Here is an 18,574-nt window from a genome sequence, read left to right as displayed (position 1 = left end):
CGAAGCTGGCGTTGCGCAATCCTCGCCAGCTTTGTCACCTGATGATGTGCGGGCTTCGCGGCTTACGCCGCTCCCACAGTCAGCGTCGGCGCAACCAGAAATAGATCGGCAGGCCGGAGGCGATCAACGCTCCACCCCACAACAGGGCCTCACTGCCGATGCCGGCAATCGCGTACAGGCTGAAGATCAATGCGCCAGCAGCGGCGATGCGCGAGGCAAGGCCGCTGCCTCGCCACAGCCATGCGGCGGCGCCAGCGAGGTAGGGCAGCAGGGTGGCGGCGGTGGACAGCAGCACCGAGAATTTGAACAGGTCCACCAGCGAGCGGTTGTAGTTGCAGATCACCAGTACCGTGGCCAGCAGGCAGCTGACGATGACACCGAACACCGGCGCACCGCGCTTGTTCTCATAGGCGAAGGCGCGCGGCAGCACGCCGTCGCGAGCGGCTGCCATCGGCAGCTGTGCCGCCAGCAGGGTCCAACCGTTCAGTGCGCCGACGCAGGAGATGGCCATCACCACCGCCAGCAACATGCCGGCGGTCGGGCCCCACAATGCGGCGGCGGCATCGGCCATCGGTGCGCTGGAACTGGCCAGCACATCGGCCGGCAGCAGGCCCAGTACCGTGGTGCAGGCCAAAACCGTGGCGATACCTGCGATGGCGGTGCCGGCGACGGTGGCACGGGCGACCGTGCGTGGTGCGTCATCGACCGACTCGGCCGGGACCGTGGCGGCCTCCAGGCCGATCATCGCCCACAGGGTCAACGCCACGGTGGCGGCAGCCACGCTGCCCAGCGATTGGCCGGACGGATTGAAGGGTACGTAGTGGCTGGTATCCACCAGCCACAGTGCGACCAAGCCGAACATCAGCAGCGGTACGACCTTGAGTACGGTGGTTGCCAGTTGCAGGCGTCCTGCTTCGCGCACACCGATCAGGTTGACGCCTGCACACAGCCACAGCGCGATCAGGCCGCAGGCCGCAGCGCGCACCGGGGTCGCGGTCAGGGCCGGGAAGATGGCGCCGATGCTGCCGGCGAATGCCACTGCAATCGCGGCAATCGCACACCACATTGAGATCCAGTAGCTCCAGGCAACCAGAAAGCCGGGCAGCTCGCCAAAGGCATTGCGGGCGAACACGTAGGGACCGCCAGTCTGCGGCCAGCGTTTGGCGAGCTGGGCAAACGTCACCGCCAGCAGCAACGCACCGCACAAGGTGATGCCCCAGCCGATCAGGGTGGCCGCGCCATAGGGGGCGAGGGTGGCTGGCAACAGGAAGGTGCCCGAGCCGATCATGCTGCCCACGACCAGGGCGGTAGCGGACCAGAAGCCCAGCGGGCGACGCGAAGTAGTCATAAATACAGCAACGGCAAAGGCTCGCGCCGGGTACGGAAGGCCCGGGAGAGCGTGAACAAGGTTGGCGGCCGCCGGTGGCGGCCGCAGCAGGGGACGGATTATGACGGTTTGCAGGCTGGACCGCGATGTGAAACCTGGCGGTAATGACCTTTGGCCCTTCCAGCAGGGCACAGTAGCGCTGACGCTGGCGGCCTTGTTCCCTGCGCTGGAAATCCCCGATGACCGTTCGACCGTTGGCGCTAGCCGTCTCGTTTTCCCTGGCCACCGTGCTGGCCGCCTGTTCGCCGTCATCGCAGCCAGCCGCTGGCGAGAGCAGCGCGCAGGCGCCGCAGGCCGACAAGGCCGCGCAGCTGAACCAGTTGTACGCCGACTATTGGGAAGGCGTGCTCAAGCTGAACCCGCTGCAGGCCACCTTCCAGGGCGACAACCGCTACAACGACCTGCTGCCGGACTTCGGTTCGGCCGAGTTCCGCAAGCAGAGCCATGACTTCACCCAGGAATGGCTGGGCAAGGCCGAGAAGATCGGCGACGCCGGCCTGTCCGGGCAGGACCTGCTCAGCTACCGCATCTTCGTCGAAGAGCAGAAGCAGTCGCTGGAAGGGGAGAAATTCCCGAGCTGGATGATGCCGGTCAACCAGATGGGCTCCACCGTCAGCTATGCGGTGATGCTGGGCTCGGGCCAGGTGGCGCAGCCGTTCAAGACGGTCAAGGATTACGACAACTGGCTGGCACGTGCCGCGCGCATGCCGGTGCTGTTGGAGACCGAAAACGCCAACATGCGCGAAGGCATGAAGGCTGGTGTGGTGCAGCCGCGCGTGCTGATGGAAAAGGTCGTGCCGCAGTTCGATGAGATCATCACTGCCAAGGCCGAGGACAGCCAGTTCTGGGGTCCGATCAAACTGCTGCCGGCCGATTTCTCGCAGGCCGACAAGGATCGCCTGACCGAAGCCTTCCGCAGCGTGATCAACGACAAGCTGATGCCGGCTATCAAGCAGCAGCGTGATTTCATCGCCAACGAATACCTGCCGGCTACCCGCGACACGGTTGGTCTGGACTCGTTGCCGGACGGCAAGGCTTGGTACGCCTTCAATGCCAAGCAAAGCACCACCACGGCACAGACCCCGGAGCAGATCCACGAGATCGGGCTGGCTGAAGTGGCGCGCATCCACGCTGAAATCCAGACCGTGATGACCGAAGTGGGCTTCAAGGGCTCGCTGCAGGAATTCTTCACCTTCATGCAGAAGGACAAGCAGTTCGAGTTCAAGTCCGAGCCGGAACTGCTTGAGCATTACCGTGGGCTGGAAGCCAAGATCAATGCCAACGTACCCAAGCTGTTCTCGCTGACGCCGAAGGCCGGTTTCGAAATCCGCCCGATCGAGGCGTTCCGCGCCAAGTCGGCTGCCGGCGGCGAGTACATGCAGCCCAGCGAAGACGGCAGCCGTCCGGGCATCTTCTACGTCAACACCTACGACTTGCCGACGCGCAAGACCTGGGACGCCGAAGACCTGTTCCTGCATGAAGCCATCCCGGGCCATCACTTCCAGCTGGCGTTGCAGCAGGAACTGAAGGGTGTGCCGGCGTTCCGGCGCTTCGGTGGCGAAACCGCCTTCATCGAAGGCTGGGGCCTGTATGCCGAAAGCCTGGGCAAGGACCTGGGTGTCTACACCGATCCGTACAGCTACTTCGGTCGCCTGCAGGGCGAGCTGTGGCGTGCGGTGCGTCTGGTGGTGGATACCGGCCTGCATTCCAAGGGCTGGACCCGCCAGCAGGTGCTGGATTACATGTTTGCCAACTCATCGGTGAGCGAGCCGGATGCTGTTGCCGAAGCCGAGCGTTACATCGCATGGCCGGGTCAGGCACTGGCTTACAAGACCGGCGAGCTGAAGATCCAGGAACTGCGCAAGCGCGCGCAGGACAAGCTGGGCGCCAAGTTCGACATCCGCGAGTTCCACGCCGAAGTGCTGAAGGACGGCTCGGTGCCGCTCGACGTTCTCGACGAAAAGGTCAACGCCTGGATTGCCGAGAAGTCCAAGTAAGCGGCGCAGCCGCTTACAGGTAGTGCCGAGCCATGCTCGGCAAGGGCTTTACCAGCAATCCATCAGCCCCAATGTAGTGCCGAGCCATGCTCGGCAAGGGGCATTACCGCAAAAAGCCAACCCCTCCCCAACCATGCTCGGCATGGGCTTTCCCGGTAGAGCCTCAGCCGAGCATGGCTCGGCTCTGCTCTACAAAGGCATGCTTGTAGGAGCGGCGTCAGCCGCGAAGCTGGCAACAATGAAACGGCAGAATGGCCCGCAATCAGATGATTGCGGGCTACACCGGATAGCCGGTATTGCCCCAGCCGAGCATGGCTCGGCTATACAGTTGGGCTACGTAGTGTTCCAGCTTTAGATGCCCGGTCCAGCATGTTGCTGTGCCACAGTGCACGGCAATCTTTTTGCGCCCGCTGGCGGTCTTGTCGCCGGCGTTCGTCGTTTACCTATCGCGTACCGCTGATGACTTTTATCGTATCGCTGCTGCTGCCGTTGCTGGCCATCCTGTTCTGGTGGCCGGTCAATCCCTTATCCAAACGCCAGCGCCGTTGGCGCATTGGCGCGACTGTGGCTCTGGCCCTGATCGGCTTGAGCTTCGCCACCTTGTGGCGGCTGGACATCTTCAGTTACACGGTCGAAGCCTGGATCCAGCTGGTATTCGGTTGGGTGCTGGTGATGTTCATGCTGGTGTTGGTGTTCGTGCTGCTGCGCGAAGCCGGTTGGCTGCTGTCACGCCCGCTGCCGCGCGCATCACGCATCGCAACGCTGTGGCACGGCGTTGGTTTCAATCAGGGCGCGGCGCTGGTGATCGTGTTGCTGGCCACGCTTGCCATCTACAACGGCCTCAAGCCGCCACGAGTGCATGAGCGCGACCTGGTCGTGCCGCACTTGCCCAAGGAAATGGATGGCCTGCGTGTGGCGGTATTGGCCGACCTGCATATCAGCCCGGTCAAACGCACTTGGCGCACCCAGGGCATCGTCGACGCAACCCAGGCGGTCAAACCCGACATGATCGTGTTGCCCGGCGACATGGCCGATGGTGGTCTGGAGGACAGCGGTCGTTTCGCCGCTCCACTGGCGCAGCTCAAGGCGCCTTACGGGGTTTGGCTGGCTCCGGGCAATCATGAGTACTACTACGACTACGCCGCTTGGATGGCGCATTTCCGGCAGATGGGGCTGGGCGTGCTGGAGAACCAGACCGCCCTGCTGAACATCAACGGCCGCAGGCTGACAGTCTCGGGCATTGGCGACCTCGCGGCGCTGAAGCCGAGCTCGTACATGCATGGTGGTCTGGCGCCAGACATGCAGGCGGTCGTGGATGGTGGCAGGGGCGGCGAAGTCCATATATTGCTGGCACACCAGCCCAAGCAGGCGCGCGCGGCCGCCGCGACCGGCGCGATCGACCTGCAGATTTCCGGGCATACCCATGGCGGGCACATGCTGGGATTCGATCGTTGGGTGGTAGCTCCCTTCAACCACGGGTTTGTACGCGGCGAGTACCGCGTACGTGAGATGGCCTTGTTCGTCAGCAGCGGCGTGGGCCAATGGGACGGCTTCACCGCACGTCTTGGCGTGCCTTCCAGCATCGACGTGTTGGTGCTGCGCAGCCCCGCCGAGTAGTCGGATTTGTAGGAGCGGCGTGAGCCGCGAAGCTGGCGGTGCTCAGTCTTTTGGCATCTTGGTCATTTAATGATGTGCCTGCTTCGCGGCTGACGCCGCACCTACAAAAAGCAGGGTTCGATGCCAGCTTGGTCAGGTATCGAGGTCAGCCTCGCTGCCGTCAATATTCTTGCGCTTGTCAGGCATAAGCTTTGGTAGCGTGCTCACGACAGCCAATGCAGCAATCGTGGTGATGAAGGCCACCATCTCCATGCCCATGCCAGCAGCCATGCCGATGGCGGCCGTCATCCAGATGCCGGCCGCCGTGGTCAGGCCCTGGATACGCTCTTCGTTGTCGAGCTTGAGGATGGCGCCAGCGCCGAGGAAGCCGATGCCGGAGACGATGCCCTGCATCACCCGGGTGACATCGGCGCCAGAAATGCCCATCTGCAGCGGCGCAAGTACGAACAATGCCGAACCCACCGAGACCAGGATATGGGTCTTCAAGCCGGCAGCGCGTCCTTTGCGCTCGCGCTCCAAACCAAGCAGTCCGCCCAACACGATGGCCGTGGCCAGCCGCGAGACGATGACGGTCAGTGTGCCGACATCGGGAATGGCGAACTCGGCGGCCAGCGCCTGACTGATCTCTTCGGTGATGCTCATGCTCGGGCGTCCTTGGCTGCGGTGGCAGGGCTGGAGGTTGAAAGCTGATCCTGAGCAGGGTTTCCTTTACCAGTGGTGATGCCGATGTGCTGCTGGCGTGAAATCGGCGCTGCTTGGATCGGGTCCTCCCGGCTGGCGCCGCATACAAAGACGGCCCCTTGTGGGGCCGTCTTTGTGTCCATCGCTCAAACGATCAAAGCGCGATCTGGTCGAAGCGTTCTACCCGGGTGTGGCCGTGGGTGGCTTCACCGCTGCGAGGCTGCGGGTAATCGCTGAGGCGGTCAACCAGCACCGTCTGCAGCCCGGCCTCGCGCGCGGCATCCAGCTCTTCGACGACGTCGGAGAGGAACAGGATTTCAGCCGGATCGATGTTGATGGCTTTGGCGATATGCGCGTAGCTGGGTGCTTCACGCTTGCCGCCTACCTCGGTATCGAAGTTGCCAGAGAACAGGCCGTTCAAGTCACCGGCATCGCTGAAGCCGAAGAACAGCTTCTGTGCCGGCACCGAGCCGGAGGAATACACGTACAGCGGCAGGCCGCTGGCGTGCCAGCCACGCAGTACATCGGCAACTTCAGGGTACAGGTGGGCGGTGTAGTCGCCGTTGCGGTAGCCCACGTCCCAGAGCATGCCTTGCAGTGCTTTCAGCGCGGTGTGCTTGCGGTCCTGGTCTATCCAGCCTTGCAGGGTTTCGACGATGACCTCGTCCTGACAGGCGCTGGCGGAAATTTCGGTGGCCACCGCGTCCAGCCACTGGCGGACCTGCGGTTCGTTGCCGTGTGCCTGCACGAAGCCGGGCAGGGCGTTGCGGGCATACGGGAACAGCACTTCCTTGACGAAGGAGATGCTGGAGGTGGTGCCCTCGATGTCGGTGAGGATGGCTTTGATGGTCATACTTTGAAGTCCTGCGCAGTGCTTTCAAAGAAGCGCGCGTTTTGGGCGAGGTTGGAGTGCAGGAGCCAGGAGCTGCCCTCACCCCAACCCCTCTTCCGTGAACGGGAGAGGGGCTTATAAAGCAGCGCCGGTTCAGGCCGCGCTGGGCTCGTAGCGGGGGAAGCGCTGGGCGATGTCGGTGCCGGTGAAGTGGCCAACCCAGCCGTCCGGCTCGGTGAAGAAGCGGATGGCGGCGAAGCTGGGCTCTTCACCCATGTCGAACCAATGCTTGACGCTGTCGGGGACGGCGATCAGATCGTCTTTGACGCACTCCACTTCATAGACCTTGTCACCCACGTGCAGGGTGAACAGGCCCGAGCCGGCGACGAAGAAACGTACTTCGTCTTCCTTGTGGTAATGCTCGTCGAGGAACTTCTTGCGGATCTCGGCGCGGGCCGGGTTGTCCGGGGCGATCGAGGCCACGTCCACGCTCTTGAAGCCGTGCTCGGCGACCAGGCGATCAATGTCCTCGCGGTAGGCGGCGAACACTTCTTCCTGGCTGGCGCCCGGGGTGACCGGGTGCTTGGCCTGCCAGCGTTCGAAAGTAACGCCGATCTTGTTCAGTTCGGCGGCGATGACCTCACCGTCGCGGCTGTCGAACAGCGGCGCGTCCGGGGCGGTTTCGTTGAAAATGCGCAGTCGGCTCATGGGGGACTCGACGTAGTAGGAAGAAGGGTCAGGCGTGGCCGCGCAGGCGGCGCAGTTCCAGCTCGCAGTGCAGCAGGAACTCGAAGGCCTCCAGGTGGCGACGGGCTTCGGCCATGTCGCGGCCCCAGGCATACAGGCCGTGGCCATCGATCAGATAGCCCCACATCGGCCCCTTGTCGAGTTCGGCCTCGACCTGGGCGGCCAGCACATCCATGTCCTGGGTGTTGGGGAACACCTTCAGGTCGACGGCGGTCTCGTGGGTGGAGTTGCCGTGCAGGGCCTTGAGCAGCTCATAACCCTCCAGGCGGATATGACCGTCGCTGCCGTACAGGCGCGAGGCGATGGTCTGCACCGGCGAATGGGTGTGCAGCACGCAGCCGACTTCCGGGAAGCGGGCATAGAGCTGGGTGTGCAGCAGGGTCTCCGCCGAAGGGCGCAGCGGCCGGCCGACGGCCTTGCCGTCGAAGTCCACCACCATGATGTCGCTTTCGATCAGCCGGCCCTTGTCCTTGCCGGACACGGTGATGGCCGCATGCTGGTCGTCCAGCCGGTGCGAAAAGTTGCTGCTGGTGGCAGGTGTCCAGCCGGCGTGGGCCAGCTCGCGGATGTTGTCGATCAGCAGCTGGGCCAGTTCGCTCAGTCGCTGGGCGTCGTAGGGGACGGTAGGCGCGTTCATGATCGCCATTTTACGTGTCCTTGCCGGTGCCGGGGAGTTTGTCGGCCGTTGGCGTTCCGTCGGAACTACTGGAGCCATATTCCCTCTCGGGATAAGGCCAGTTCGCTATAGGTTTATTTCGGACAGTCATGGTTCAGCATTTGAATCGAGACAAACGGCCCTTTCAGGGAAAGGTCATGCGTCGTGGGATGGACAAGCAAAAAGTGACTGCAACAGAATCGAGTTGATGATTTGACTAGGGGGTGACATGGAAGGAAACGCATCATCAAGACGGTTCGCCGCAGTCGCCATGGCAGCTTTTGCTGCGTCTTTGCTAAGTGGCTGCACCAGCATGTGGTATCCCTACGAAGGCGCACCGCCTTTCGATGAGGCATCGTCGCAGTGTCGTAGCAAGGGAAGGATACAGTTCCCAATCAAGAACGAAGTCGCTTACCGCACGGTCTATGTGCAGCGCGAGGAGCCTTGCCGCGGCGCCGGCGAAAAGTGCGATGACGAGAAGCGCAAGATTAATTATGTCGAACACTCGGAAATCGAGACCTATGTGCTGGACGTAAACGAGTACGACCGGGACCAGGAGTACACGGCCTGTATGAGCAGACAGGGCTGGCGCCTGAAATCTGACTGGTTCTGGAAGCACTAAGGATGTTGCAACACGCCATGCGGTAACCGGGATAACCGGCCGTCCGCCTGCAAACGCAGGCGGCGGCATGCCCCGGGCGTTGACCCGGGGCATGGTTGAGTATCAGTTCTTGCCGGCCTTGTTGGCTGCGTTCAATTTGCTGTGACGCACGCCGTACAGGAAATAGATGATGAAGCCGGTGGCGGTCCACACACCCATCAGCATCCAGTTGTGCAGGGTCATCGCGGTCAACAGGGCGATGCAGCTGAGCACGCCGAGGCTGCAGATCAGCCAGGCCATCGGAATGCGGAATGGACGCGGCAGGTCTGGCTGGGTGCGGCGCAGGACCAGCACGCCGGCGCAGACCGCGGCAAAGGCAATCAGCGTGCCCATTGAGGTCAGTTCACCGAGGATGTCCAGCGGGAACAATGCCGCCAGCAGGGCGATGCCGATACCGGTGATCACGGTATTGATGTGCGGGGTGCGGTACTTGGGGTGGATCTTGGTGAATACCGGCGGCAGCAGGCCGTCGCGGCCCATGATCATGAAGATGCGCGGCTGGCCGATCACCATCACCAGCACCACCGAGGCCAAGCCGATCAGTGCGCCGACTTCGACGATGATGCGCAGCCAATCCAGCTGCGGATGCGCAGCAACGGCGGTGACCACTGGCTCGGCCGTGCCCAGCAGCTGGTACGGCACCAGGCCGGTCATCACTGCAGCCATTGCGATGTACAGCACGGTGCAGATCACCAGCGACAACAACATGCCGATTGGCAGGTCGCGCTGTGGGCGGTGCGATTCCTGCGCCGCCACCGACACCGCTTCAAAGCCGATATAGGCGAAGAACACCATCGCAGCGCCACGCAGCACGCCTTCAAAGCCGTACTTGCCGGGGCCTTCGTTGGCCGGAATGAACGGCGTCCAGTTGCTGGTGTCCACGTACTTCCAGCCGGCGACGATCACCAGGATGATCAGGCCGGTCTTGAGCACCACCATGGCCATGTTCATCGCCGAGGACTTGCTGATGCCGACGTAGCACAGCCAGGTCAGCAACAGCACCAGGATCGCCGCCGGGATGTTGGCGATGGCGCCGGTGGGCTTGAGCTGGGCATCCAATGGCGCACTGACCAATGCTGCAGGCAGGTGGATGTCGAAATGGTTGAGGAAGCTGAGGAAGTAGCCGGTCCAGCTGACCGCCACCGCCGAGGCCGAGACGCCGTATTCCAGTACCAGCATCCAGCCGATGAACCAGGCCGACAGCTCGCCGAAGGTGGCGTAGGTATAGGTGTAGGCGCTGCCGGAGACCGGCACCATCGAGGCGAACTCGGCATAGGCCAGGGCGCAGAAGGCGCAACAGATGGCTGCAAGCACGAAGGACAGCATGATGGCCGGGCCGGCGTGGTTGGCCGCGGCCTGGCCGGTGATGACGAAGATGCCGCCGCCGATCACCGCGCCGATGCCCAGTGCGGTCAGCCCCCAGGGGCCGAGGGTGCGGCGCAGGCTCAGGCCATTGGCTTCCTCATGTGCGGCGTGCGGATGTTTGGTGGCCCAGAGTTGCTTGAACATGTTTCGGGTCTTCGCTCATCGGTGCGCGGCGGGCGCGCAAAAGAGAACCGGCGCGCTGGGCGCCGGTCAGGGTGTGGATCAGGCTTGCTTGTTCAGCTTGCTGTTGCGGATGCCGTAGCCGAAATAGATGCACAGGCCGAGCAGCGTCCAGCCAACGAACAGGTGCCAATGCACCACGAAGGCCTGCATGAACAAGGCCAGACAGGCCAGTGCGCCCAGCGGGCAGATCAACCATGCGGCCGGCACCTTGAATGGGCGCACGATGTCGGGCTTGGTACGGCGCAGCACCAGCACGCCGATACAGACCGTGGCGAAGGCCAGCAGGGTGCCCATCGACACCAGCTCGCCCAGCACATTCAACGGCACCAGACCGGCCAGCAGGGCAGCCAGCACGCCGACAACCACGGTGCTGACGTACGGGGTGCGGAAGCGCGGATGGACCTTGCCGAACATCTTCGGCAGCAGGCCATCGCGGGAGATGGTGTAAGCGATGCGCGACTGACCCATCATCATCACCAGCACCACCGAGGACAGGCCTGCGATGGCGCCGATCTCGACTGCGGTCTTCAGCCAGGACAGGGTCGGGTAGGCTTCCAGCGCAGTGGCCACCGGCTTGTCGGTGCCCAGCAGGTTGTACGGCAGCATGCCGGTCAGCACGGCGCAGACGACGATGTAGACCAGGGTGCAGATGGCCAGCGAGCCGAGCAGGCCGATCGGCATGTTCTTCTGCGGGTCCTTGGTTTCGCCGGCAGCGGTGGAGACCGCATCGAAGCCGATGTAGGCGAAGAACACGATGGTGGCGGCACGGAATACGCCACTCCAGCCGAATTCACCGAAGGTGCCGGTGTTTTCGGGGATGAACGGCTGCCAGTTTGCCGGGTCGATGTACTGGATGCCGAAGCCGACGAACAGGCAGATCACGATGACCTTGATCGCCACGATGATGGCATTGACCAGGGTGGACTGGGTCACGCCGACATAGAGCAGGCCGGTGATGGCTGCCACGATCAACACCGCAGGCAGGTTGAACAGTTTGCCGGAGTTGACGAACTCGCTACCGGTCCAGGCCAGCGGCGCCGCCGACAAGGCGTCGGGGAAGGGCATGTGCAGCGTGGTGGTGATGAAGCTGATCAGGTAGGCCGACCAACCGACCGCTACCGAGGCCGAGGCGAACAGGTATTCCAATACCAGGCACCAGCCGATGAACCAGGCCATGCCTTCGCCCAGAGTGGCGTAGGAATAGGAGTAGGCGCTGCCGGAGACCGGCATCATTGCCGCGAACTCGGCGTAACACAGGCCGGCCAGCGCGCAGGCAATGCCGGCGAGGACGAAGGACAGCATCACTGCCGGCCCGGCGTGGTTGGCCGCAGCCTGGCCGGTCAGCACGAAGATACCCGCGCCGATCACCGCACCTATGCCCAGCAGGATCAGATGCTTGGCTGTGAGGGTGCGCTTGAGTGTGGCTTCGCCTTGCAGGCTGCCTTCGACCGGCTCACCGGCATCGACATGTGCGGCCGGTTCGACCGGCTTGACCCTCAACAGTGCTTTAAGCATTCCGCAAATTCCCGAGCTGTGTATTGGCCCGAACGCACGGAGGCGACGGGGCCGGTTGTATGGCGACGCAAGCTGAACGGTCGGCAACTGCTCTACCTTGCCAAAGCTAGCGAAACTCGACAAGCGCAACTGCAACATCGACAGCGATAATGACCGTCGAATTGAAAAGATGGGATGTGCTTACAGTCATGCTTGGACAGGATCAGCAGTTGCGACAGGCATTTGAGGACTATTCCCGACGTCACGGGGAGCATGAGGAGTTGGCGCGGGAGTTCCTGAACCTGCTTGATGAAGGCGCGGTGGACCCATTCACCCGCGAGCGGCTGGCCGGCCATTTCACCGGAAGCGCCTGGCTGGTCAGCGCCGATGGCCAGCGCGCGCTGCTCACCCATCACCGCAAGCTGCAACGCTGGTTACAGTTGGGCGGGCATGCCGATGGTGACCACGATCTGGCCGCGGTAGCGCTGCGCGAGGCCGAGGAGGAATCGGGTCTGCTTGGCTTGACCCTGGCGTCGGCTGAGATTTTTGATCTGGATCGGCATTGGATTCCTGAGCGCAAGGATGTTCCCGGTCATTGGCACTACGACGTGCGCTATGTGGTCGTTGCCGGTAGCAATGAGGCGTTCGTGGTGAGCGAAGAGTCGCTGGAGCTGGTGTGGCGGCCGGTAGCCGAGATCGCCAGCGACGAAGATGAATCCATGCGGCGGATGGCGATCCGCTGGCTGCAGAGATAGAAGCGGCATGTGGGAGCGGCGTCAGCCGCGAAGCAGGCAATGCCTGATTGCTGGCAATGTCTGCAATCTGAATGTCTGTCAGCTTCGCGGCTTACGCCGCTCCTACAACATCACCAGACCTGACTGGCAAGGCCCCTGCCGAGCATGGCTCGGCACTACATGGTGCTGCGGCGCACGGACAACTAGCCCCTCTCCCGCGTGCAGCGGGAGAGGGGTTGGGGTGAGGGCGGCTCTATCAATACAGAATGCGGGTACGCAGCGTGCCCTGGATCGTGGCCAGCTCTTCGCGGATCGCAGCGGCCTGTTCTTCGCTGGCGGTGATGTCGATCACCACGTATCCGACCTTGGGGTCGGTGCGCAGGAACTGGCCGTCGATGTTGAGGTTGTGGCGCGAGAAGATCTCGTTGATCTTGGACAGCACGCCCGGAACATTGCGGTGGATATGCAACAACCGCAGGCTCTGTTCGTGCTCCGGTAGAGTCACTTCCGGGAAGTTGACGGCGGACAGGGTCGAGCCGTTGTCGCTGTAACGCACCAGCTTGGCCGCCACTTCCACGCCGATGTTCTCCTGCGCTTCCAGCGTGGAGCCGCCGACGTGCGGGGTCAGGATCACGTTGTCATGCGCGGTCAATGGCGACTCGAACAGGTCGCCATTGCCCTTGGGCTCGACCGGGAACACGTCCACGGCAGCGCCGCCCAGGTGGCCCGAGGCCAATGCCGCGTCCAGCGCGTCGATATCAACCACGGTGCCGCGCGCTGCATTGATCAGGTGTGCGCCCTTCTTCATCTTGCCCAGTTGCTCGGCACCGATCATCCATTGCGTGGAGCCGTTCTCAGGCACGTGCAGGGTGACCACATCCGAGCGCGCCAGCAGGTCATCCAGGCTGATGGCCGGGTGCGCATTGCCCAGCGACAGCTTGGTTTCGATGTCGTGGAAGATCACGTGCATGCCCAGCGCCTCGGCCAGGACGCCAACCTGGGTGCCGATATGGCCGTAGCCGATGATGCCCAGCGTCTTGCCGCGCACTTCGTGGCTGCCCGCGGCCGACTTCGACCAGCCGCCGCGGTGGCATTCGGCGTTTTTCTGCGGAATGCCGCGGGTCAGCATGATCGCCTCGGCAATCACCAGCTCGGCAACCGAGCGGGTGTTGGAGTAGGGCGCGTTGAACACCGGAATGCCGGCCAGCTCGGCCGCTTCCAGGTCAACCTGGTTGGTGCCGATGCAGAAGCAGCCGACCGCGATCAGGCGCTTGGCTTCGGCCAGCACCTCGGCGCTGAGATGGGTGCGTGAGCGGATGCCGACGATGTGGGCTTCGGCTATGCGTGCCTTCAATTCCTCTTCGGGCAGCGACTTGCTGTACAGCTCGATCTGCGAGTAACCGGCCGCCTTGAAGACGTCCACGGCGGTCTGGCTGACCCCCTCAAGCAACAAAACGCGGATGTCCTGCTTCGGAAACGAGGTCTTCTTGGGCGACATGTCGTGAACGGCGGCATAGAGGGGTGGGCCGTCAACTATGCCAGAACTGCGTCCGCTTTTGTGCGCTGCGCAATGCCGCAAAGCCTTGATGGCAAAAGGTTTCATCTGAAATCCAGGGCTGGCGTCAATTGCCGGGGTTGAGACTGGACGCGACGGCATGCCGGTGTCACGCTTGACGGCTTTCACGTCGCCGAAACACCGCCATGACCGATCCGCGCCTGGAATCCCTGTTGCAGTCCTGCCCCGACCTGCGTCTGAAGACCGAGCCGGGCGATCTGGAGCATTACGGGCGTGACTGGACCCGGCGCTGGACGCCGGCCCCGTTGGCCGTCGCCTTGCCGGGCAACGTCGAAGAAGTGCAGGCGGTGGTGCGCTGGGCCAACCAGCATAATGTCGCTGTAGTGCCATCGGGCGGCCGTACCGGTCTGTCCGGCGGCGCAGTTGCCGCCGCCGGCGAGTTGGTACTGAGCCTGGAACGCATGAACAAGCCGCTGGGCTTCGACGCGGTGGACCGTACCTTGGTGGTCCAGGCCGGCATGCCGCTGGAAGCGGTGCACAACACTGCCAAGGAACATGGGCTGATCTATCCGGTGGATTTCGCCGCGCGCGGCTCCTGTTCGATTGGCGGCAACATCGCCACCAATGCGGGCGGCATCCGCGTGATCCGCTACGGCAATACCCGCGAGTGGATCGCCGGGCTCAAGGTAGTTGCCGGCAACGGTGAGCTGCTGGAGCTCAACAAGGGCTTGATCAAGAATTCCAGCGGCTACGACTTCCGCCAGTTGATGATCGGCTCGGAAGGCACGCTCGGCATCGTGGTCGAAGCGACCTTGAAGCTGACCGATCCGCCGCCGACCACCAATGTGATGGTGTTGGCGCTGCCCTCGTTCGAAGTGTTGATGCAGGTGTTCTCTGCCTTCCGCGAGCGCCTGCAGCTGGAGGCCTTCGAGTTCTTCACAGACCTGGCGGTCAAGCACGTCACCGCACACGGCGCGCAGTATCCGTTCGAGGAGATTCACCCGTATTACGTGGTGACCGAATACGCCTCGGCCGATGAAGCCGGTGAAGCGGCCGCGTTGGCAGCATTCGAGCACTGCATGGAGCAGGGTTGGGTGCTGGATGGCGTGATCAGTACCAGCGACGCACAGGCGCAGCAGCTGTGGCGTCTGCGCGAAGGCATCACCGAGTCGGTGGCGCGCTACAAGCCGTACAAGAACGATGTGTCGGTGCGGATCTCGGCGATGCCGGCGTTCCTGGCTGAAACCCAGGCGCTGATCAATGGTGCCTACCCACACTTTGAAGTTGTGTGGTTTGGCCATATCGGCGACGGCAACCTGCATATCAATGTGCTCAAACCCGATAACACCAGCGACGCTGAGTTCCTCAGCCAGTGCGAGCATGTGACCAAATTGCTGGCGCAGGTGCTGCTGCGGTTTGATGGCAGCATCTCGGCCGAACACGGCATCGGCCTGGTCAAGAAGGCCTATCTGTCCAGTACCCGTAGCGAGGCCGAAGTCGCCTTGATGCGCGGGGTCAAGCGCGCGTTCGATCCGAACTGGTTGTTGAACCCGGGCAAGCTGTTCGATCTGTAATCGCGCAGCTGGCCGCGTGAGCTCCCGCAGGGAGCAGCTACTCGCGTGGCAGTTCCAGCACGAAGCGGCTGCCGCCATAGGCGCCGCTGCTGCAGGAAACCTGGCCGCCGTGCGCATCGGCAATCGCCTTGACGACGGCCAGGCCGAGTCCGCTGCCGCCACCTTGGCGCGAGCGCGAGCCATCGCCGCGCATGAACGGATCGAAGACATGTGGCTGCAGGTTGGCCTCGATACCCGGGCCGTTGTCCTCGATGGCCAGCTGCACGTGATCCTTGCCGTCCTTGATTGAAATCCGCACCCGTCCCGGGCTGGCATAGCGGCGCGCGTTCTCCAACAGGGCGAGCAGGGCCTGACGCAGTCGGGTCGGGTCGCAGTACGCCAGGTGTTCGTCGCGGTGGGTTTCCAGCTCCAGCACCGAACCGGCGCTGCGGAATGCGGGATCGACCATGGTCATCACCGAGTGCACTTCCTGCACCACGTCGGTTGGCGCACGCCGTACATCAAGCCTGCCGTTGCCAGCCAGCCCCAACACGCGCAGGTCTTCGATCAGTCGCGACAGCCCTTCCACCTGCGACAGCAGGCTGCGGAACTGCGCTTCGTCCGGCTGGAACACGCCATCCGCCAAGCCCTGCAGGCGACCACGCAGGATGGTCAGCGGCGTGCGCAGCTCATGTGCGATCGCCGCGTGCCACAGGGTGCGTTCGCGGTCCATGTGCTGCAGGCGTGCTGCCATGGTGTTGAAGTCCTCGACCAGCAGGGCAACCTCATCCAGCGCATCGTCGCTGGCGCTGGCACGCACGCCCAGGTCGCCATCGGCGAGCGCGCGCACCGATTCCATCAAGGTGTTGAGCGGGGACACGATGCGACGGGTGAGGCGGATCGATGTGGCCAATGCCAAGGCCAAACCGACCACGGTGACACTCGCCATCCAGGCCAGCTCAGGACCCGTCGGCAGCCAGCCTTCTGGTTGTTCCACTGCGCTGGCTGGAAAAAATTCCACCAGAACCGCCCACAGCATGCAGGAGGACAGGATCGTGATCACGATGACACTGACCACCATCAGCGACATCGACACGGTGATGTGTCGATTGAGACCAAGGCGGCGCATCAGCGATCCGCCGCCAGACGATAGCCGACACCGCGCACACTGGCCGGCATGTTGGCCACGCCTACGTCATCGAGCTTGCGCCGCAGCTTGCTGACATGGCTGTCGACGGTCCGTTCCAGTGCCTCGCTCTCGGGCAGGCATTGGTGCATGAGCTCGCTGCGGCTGAAGATGCGGGTAGGTGCCAGTGCCATGCAGTGCAGCAACTTGAACTCGGTGAGGGTGAGCAACAGTTCGTGGCTATAGCCTTCGCCCTCGACGTGCACGCAGTGGGTTTGCGGATCGATCAGCAATGGTCCTGCGCGCAACGAAGCGGCGGCCTGTCGCGGCGCTGCACGCAGGGTGCGGCGCAGCACCGCACGTACCCGCGCGGCGACTTCTGCCGGGTTGAATGGTTTGACCACGTAGTCGTCTGCACCCATCCGCAATGCGGTGAGCTTGTCCAGATCCTGATCCAGTGCGGTCAGCATGATGATCGGCGTATCGCTGCTCTGGCGCAGCTGCGAAAGCACGCCCCAGCCATCGATGCCGGGCAACTGGACATCCAGCAGCACCAGATCGGGACGGGCGCTGCGGTGCAGCTCCAGTGCTGCGCGGCCGTCGCTGGCGCGCACGACACGCAGCTTCTCCCGCTCCAGATAGGCAGCGATGATGTCGGCGATCTCGGTTTCGTCCTCGACGATCAGGACAAGTGCATCATGGGAGCGGTCCCATTGCGCCATCGCGGCGGCGGGTAGATGTGCAGTCATTGCCGGGTGGGGCCGAAAGGTTCTGGCCTCCATGCTATCTCCACATTCCCTCCATCGAAACCCCATCATCGGCCCGCACACTGCGCGCCTGCGTTCCTGCAGGCTTTCCAGTACCACGTGTAGCGATGACCATTCGACGGATTACGACGGCCGTGTGTGCGGCTCTGGTTATGGCCATGACGGCCTGCTCCTCCCCTGAAGCACCTCCGCAAGCGGTACCCAAGGTCAGCGTGGTGACTGTCACCGCGCAACGCGTGCAGCGCGATGACGAGCTGCAGGGGCGGGTGTCTGCGCTGCGCACCGCGCAGATCCGCGCGCAGGTAGGCGGCATCGTACGCAAGCGCCTGTTCGAGCAGGGTGCCGAAGTTGCTGCCGGGCAGGCGTTGTTCCAGATCGATCCGGCGGCATTCCGTGCCGATGTCGATTCCGCGTTGGCGGCATTGCAGCGCAGCGAGGCGGCGCTGGCGCGCAGCAGGGTGCAAGCGCAGCGCCTGCAGGCGCTGGCCGCCGCGCAGGCGGTGAGCCAACAGAATCGCGATGATGCGACGTTCGAATATGAGCAGGCGCGGGCGGCGGTGGCCGAGGCCAAAGCGATCCTGGCGCGGCGTCAGCTGGATCTGCGCTATGCCACGGTCAGTGCGCCCATTGACGGGCGTATCGATCAGGCAATGGTGACGGAAGGCGCGTTGGTGAACGCGGCCGACAGCGAGCCGATGGCGCTGGTGCAGCAGATCGACCAGGTCTATGTCGATGTACGCCAGCCGGCCTCGCAGTTGCCAGAAATGCGCAAGGGTGTGGTCGATGGCAGTGCGCTGTCGGTGGCGATCATCGGTGCCAATGGCCAACTGCACGAGGAGCCCGGGCAGCTGTTGTTCTCGGGTATCAATGTCGACGCGCGTACTGGCGATGTGGTGTTGCGGGTGCTGGTCGACAATCCTCGCCGCGAGTTGCTGCCGGGCATGTTCGTGCGTGCGCGGGTGCCGCGGGGCGCGGCCAGCCAGCTGCCGCTGTTGCCGCAACAGGCGGTGCTGCGCAGTGCCGGTGGCCAGGCTTACGCCTGGGTAATCGGCGGTGACGGCAAGGCCGTCATCCGCACCATCGAAATCGACGGCAGCGTGGACCGGCATTGGATCGTGCGCAGCGGCCTGAAGGTCGGTGAGCGGGTGGTGGTGGAAGGGCAGGAGCGTCTGCAGGAAGGGCGCCTGGTTGAGACCTCGCCATGGCAACCGGTGTTCGTGCAGGGCAAGGCCGCTATCGCATCCAGCAACCACTGAAGG

Annotated in this window: 16 protein-coding genes; 6 read left to right on the top strand and 10 right to left on the bottom strand. The window is 63.4% G+C overall.

The window, feature by feature from the left end; all coding sequences use genetic code 11:
• Positions 1-79: 79 nt before the first annotated feature.
• A complete protein-coding gene (locus ACVOK8_RS03160) occupies positions 80-1,348 on the bottom strand; it encodes an amino acid permease (protein WP_481565540.1) in 1,269 nt (422 codons plus the stop codon).
• A 218-nt stretch (positions 1,349-1,566) separates the two neighbouring features.
• On the opposite strand from ACVOK8_RS03160, the gene ACVOK8_RS03155 reads away from it, so the two are divergent.
• Positions 1,567-3,384, top strand: coding sequence for a DUF885 domain-containing protein (locus ACVOK8_RS03155; RefSeq protein ID WP_481565539.1), 1,818 nt, complete (start codon positions 1,567-1,569; stop codon positions 3,382-3,384).
• 459 nt (positions 3,385-3,843) lie between these two features.
• Complete coding sequence (locus ACVOK8_RS03150; RefSeq protein WP_481565538.1) at positions 3,844-5,001, top strand: metallophosphoesterase; 1,158 nt, start codon at positions 3,844-3,846, stop codon at positions 4,999-5,001.
• A gap of 132 nt (positions 5,002-5,133) precedes the next feature.
• Here ACVOK8_RS03150 and ACVOK8_RS03145 read toward each other — a convergent pair whose 3' ends face one another.
• The 4 genes from ACVOK8_RS03145 to ACVOK8_RS03130 form a co-directional block, all read right to left on the bottom strand.
• Positions 5,134-5,643, bottom strand: coding sequence for an MgtC/SapB family protein (locus tag ACVOK8_RS03145; protein ID WP_481565537.1), 510 nt, complete (start codon positions 5,641-5,643; stop codon positions 5,134-5,136).
• 193 nt (positions 5,644-5,836) lie between these two features.
• The gene (mtnC, locus tag ACVOK8_RS03140; protein ID WP_481565536.1) at positions 5,837-6,535 is read right to left on the bottom strand and encodes an acireductone synthase; all 699 of its coding nucleotides are present in this window, start codon (positions 6,533-6,535) and stop codon (positions 5,837-5,839) included.
• A gap of 132 nt (positions 6,536-6,667) precedes the next feature.
• Complete coding sequence (locus tag ACVOK8_RS03135; protein ID WP_481565535.1) at positions 6,668-7,222, bottom strand: 1,2-dihydroxy-3-keto-5-methylthiopentene dioxygenase; 555 nt, start codon at positions 7,220-7,222, stop codon at positions 6,668-6,670.
• A 28-nt stretch (positions 7,223-7,250) separates the two neighbouring features.
• The gene (locus tag ACVOK8_RS03130) at positions 7,251-7,898 is read right to left on the bottom strand and encodes a methylthioribulose 1-phosphate dehydratase (RefSeq protein ID WP_282269952.1); all 648 of its coding nucleotides are present in this window, start codon (positions 7,896-7,898) and stop codon (positions 7,251-7,253) included.
• A gap of 247 nt (positions 7,899-8,145) precedes the next feature.
• Between ACVOK8_RS03130 and ACVOK8_RS03125 the strand changes: the two genes are divergently transcribed.
• A complete protein-coding gene (locus ACVOK8_RS03125) occupies positions 8,146-8,538 on the top strand; it encodes a hypothetical protein (protein ID WP_481565534.1) in 393 nt (130 codons plus the stop codon).
• A gap of 102 nt (positions 8,539-8,640) precedes the next feature.
• Here the strand turns inward: ACVOK8_RS03125 and ACVOK8_RS03120 are convergent, their stop codons facing one another.
• Both ACVOK8_RS03120 and ACVOK8_RS03115 read right to left on the bottom strand, forming a co-directional pair.
• Complete coding sequence (locus ACVOK8_RS03120) at positions 8,641-10,086, bottom strand: amino acid permease (protein WP_481534756.1); 1,446 nt, start codon at positions 10,084-10,086, stop codon at positions 8,641-8,643.
• A 78-nt stretch (positions 10,087-10,164) separates the two neighbouring features.
• A complete protein-coding gene (locus tag ACVOK8_RS03115; RefSeq protein ID WP_481565533.1) occupies positions 10,165-11,640 on the bottom strand; it encodes an amino acid permease in 1,476 nt (491 codons plus the stop codon).
• A 188-nt stretch (positions 11,641-11,828) separates the two neighbouring features.
• On the opposite strand from ACVOK8_RS03115, the gene ACVOK8_RS03110 reads away from it, so the two are divergent.
• Complete coding sequence (locus tag ACVOK8_RS03110; protein WP_481565532.1) at positions 11,829-12,374, top strand: NUDIX hydrolase; 546 nt, start codon at positions 11,829-11,831, stop codon at positions 12,372-12,374.
• A 235-nt stretch (positions 12,375-12,609) separates the two neighbouring features.
• On the opposite strand, the gene serA is transcribed toward ACVOK8_RS03110, so the two are convergent.
• Positions 12,610-13,851, bottom strand: coding sequence for a phosphoglycerate dehydrogenase (gene serA, locus ACVOK8_RS03105; protein WP_481565531.1), 1,242 nt, complete (start codon positions 13,849-13,851; stop codon positions 12,610-12,612).
• 203 nt (positions 13,852-14,054) lie between these two features.
• On the opposite strand from serA, the gene ACVOK8_RS03100 reads away from it, so the two are divergent.
• On the top strand, positions 14,055-15,443 hold the full coding sequence (locus ACVOK8_RS03100) for an FAD-binding oxidoreductase (protein ID WP_481565530.1): 1,389 nt from the start codon (positions 14,055-14,057) through the stop codon (positions 15,441-15,443).
• A gap of 37 nt (positions 15,444-15,480) precedes the next feature.
• Here ACVOK8_RS03100 and ACVOK8_RS03095 read toward each other — a convergent pair whose 3' ends face one another.
• The gene (locus ACVOK8_RS03095; RefSeq protein ID WP_481565529.1) at positions 15,481-16,551 is read right to left on the bottom strand and encodes an ATP-binding protein; all 1,071 of its coding nucleotides are present in this window, start codon (positions 16,549-16,551) and stop codon (positions 15,481-15,483) included.
• Positions 16,551-17,297 carry a response regulator gene (locus ACVOK8_RS03090; protein ID WP_481546533.1) on the bottom strand — a complete coding sequence of 249 codons (747 nt, stop codon included), beginning with the start codon at positions 17,295-17,297 and terminating at the stop codon, positions 16,551-16,553. The genes ACVOK8_RS03095 and ACVOK8_RS03090 overlap by 1 nt, the downstream gene beginning before the upstream one ends.
• A 176-nt stretch (positions 17,298-17,473) precedes the next feature.
• Between ACVOK8_RS03090 and ACVOK8_RS03085 the strand changes: the two genes are divergently transcribed.
• Positions 17,474-18,571 (top strand): efflux RND transporter periplasmic adaptor subunit, encoded by a 1,098-nt coding sequence (locus ACVOK8_RS03085; RefSeq protein ID WP_481565528.1) that lies wholly within the window; start codon positions 17,474-17,476, stop codon positions 18,569-18,571.
• The last annotated feature ends 3 nt before the right edge of the window (positions 18,572-18,574 follow it).

The sequence above is a fragment of the Stenotrophomonas sp. STEN083 genome (genome assembly GCF_056759195.1).
This window is presented reverse-complemented; position numbering and strand designations above follow the sequence as displayed.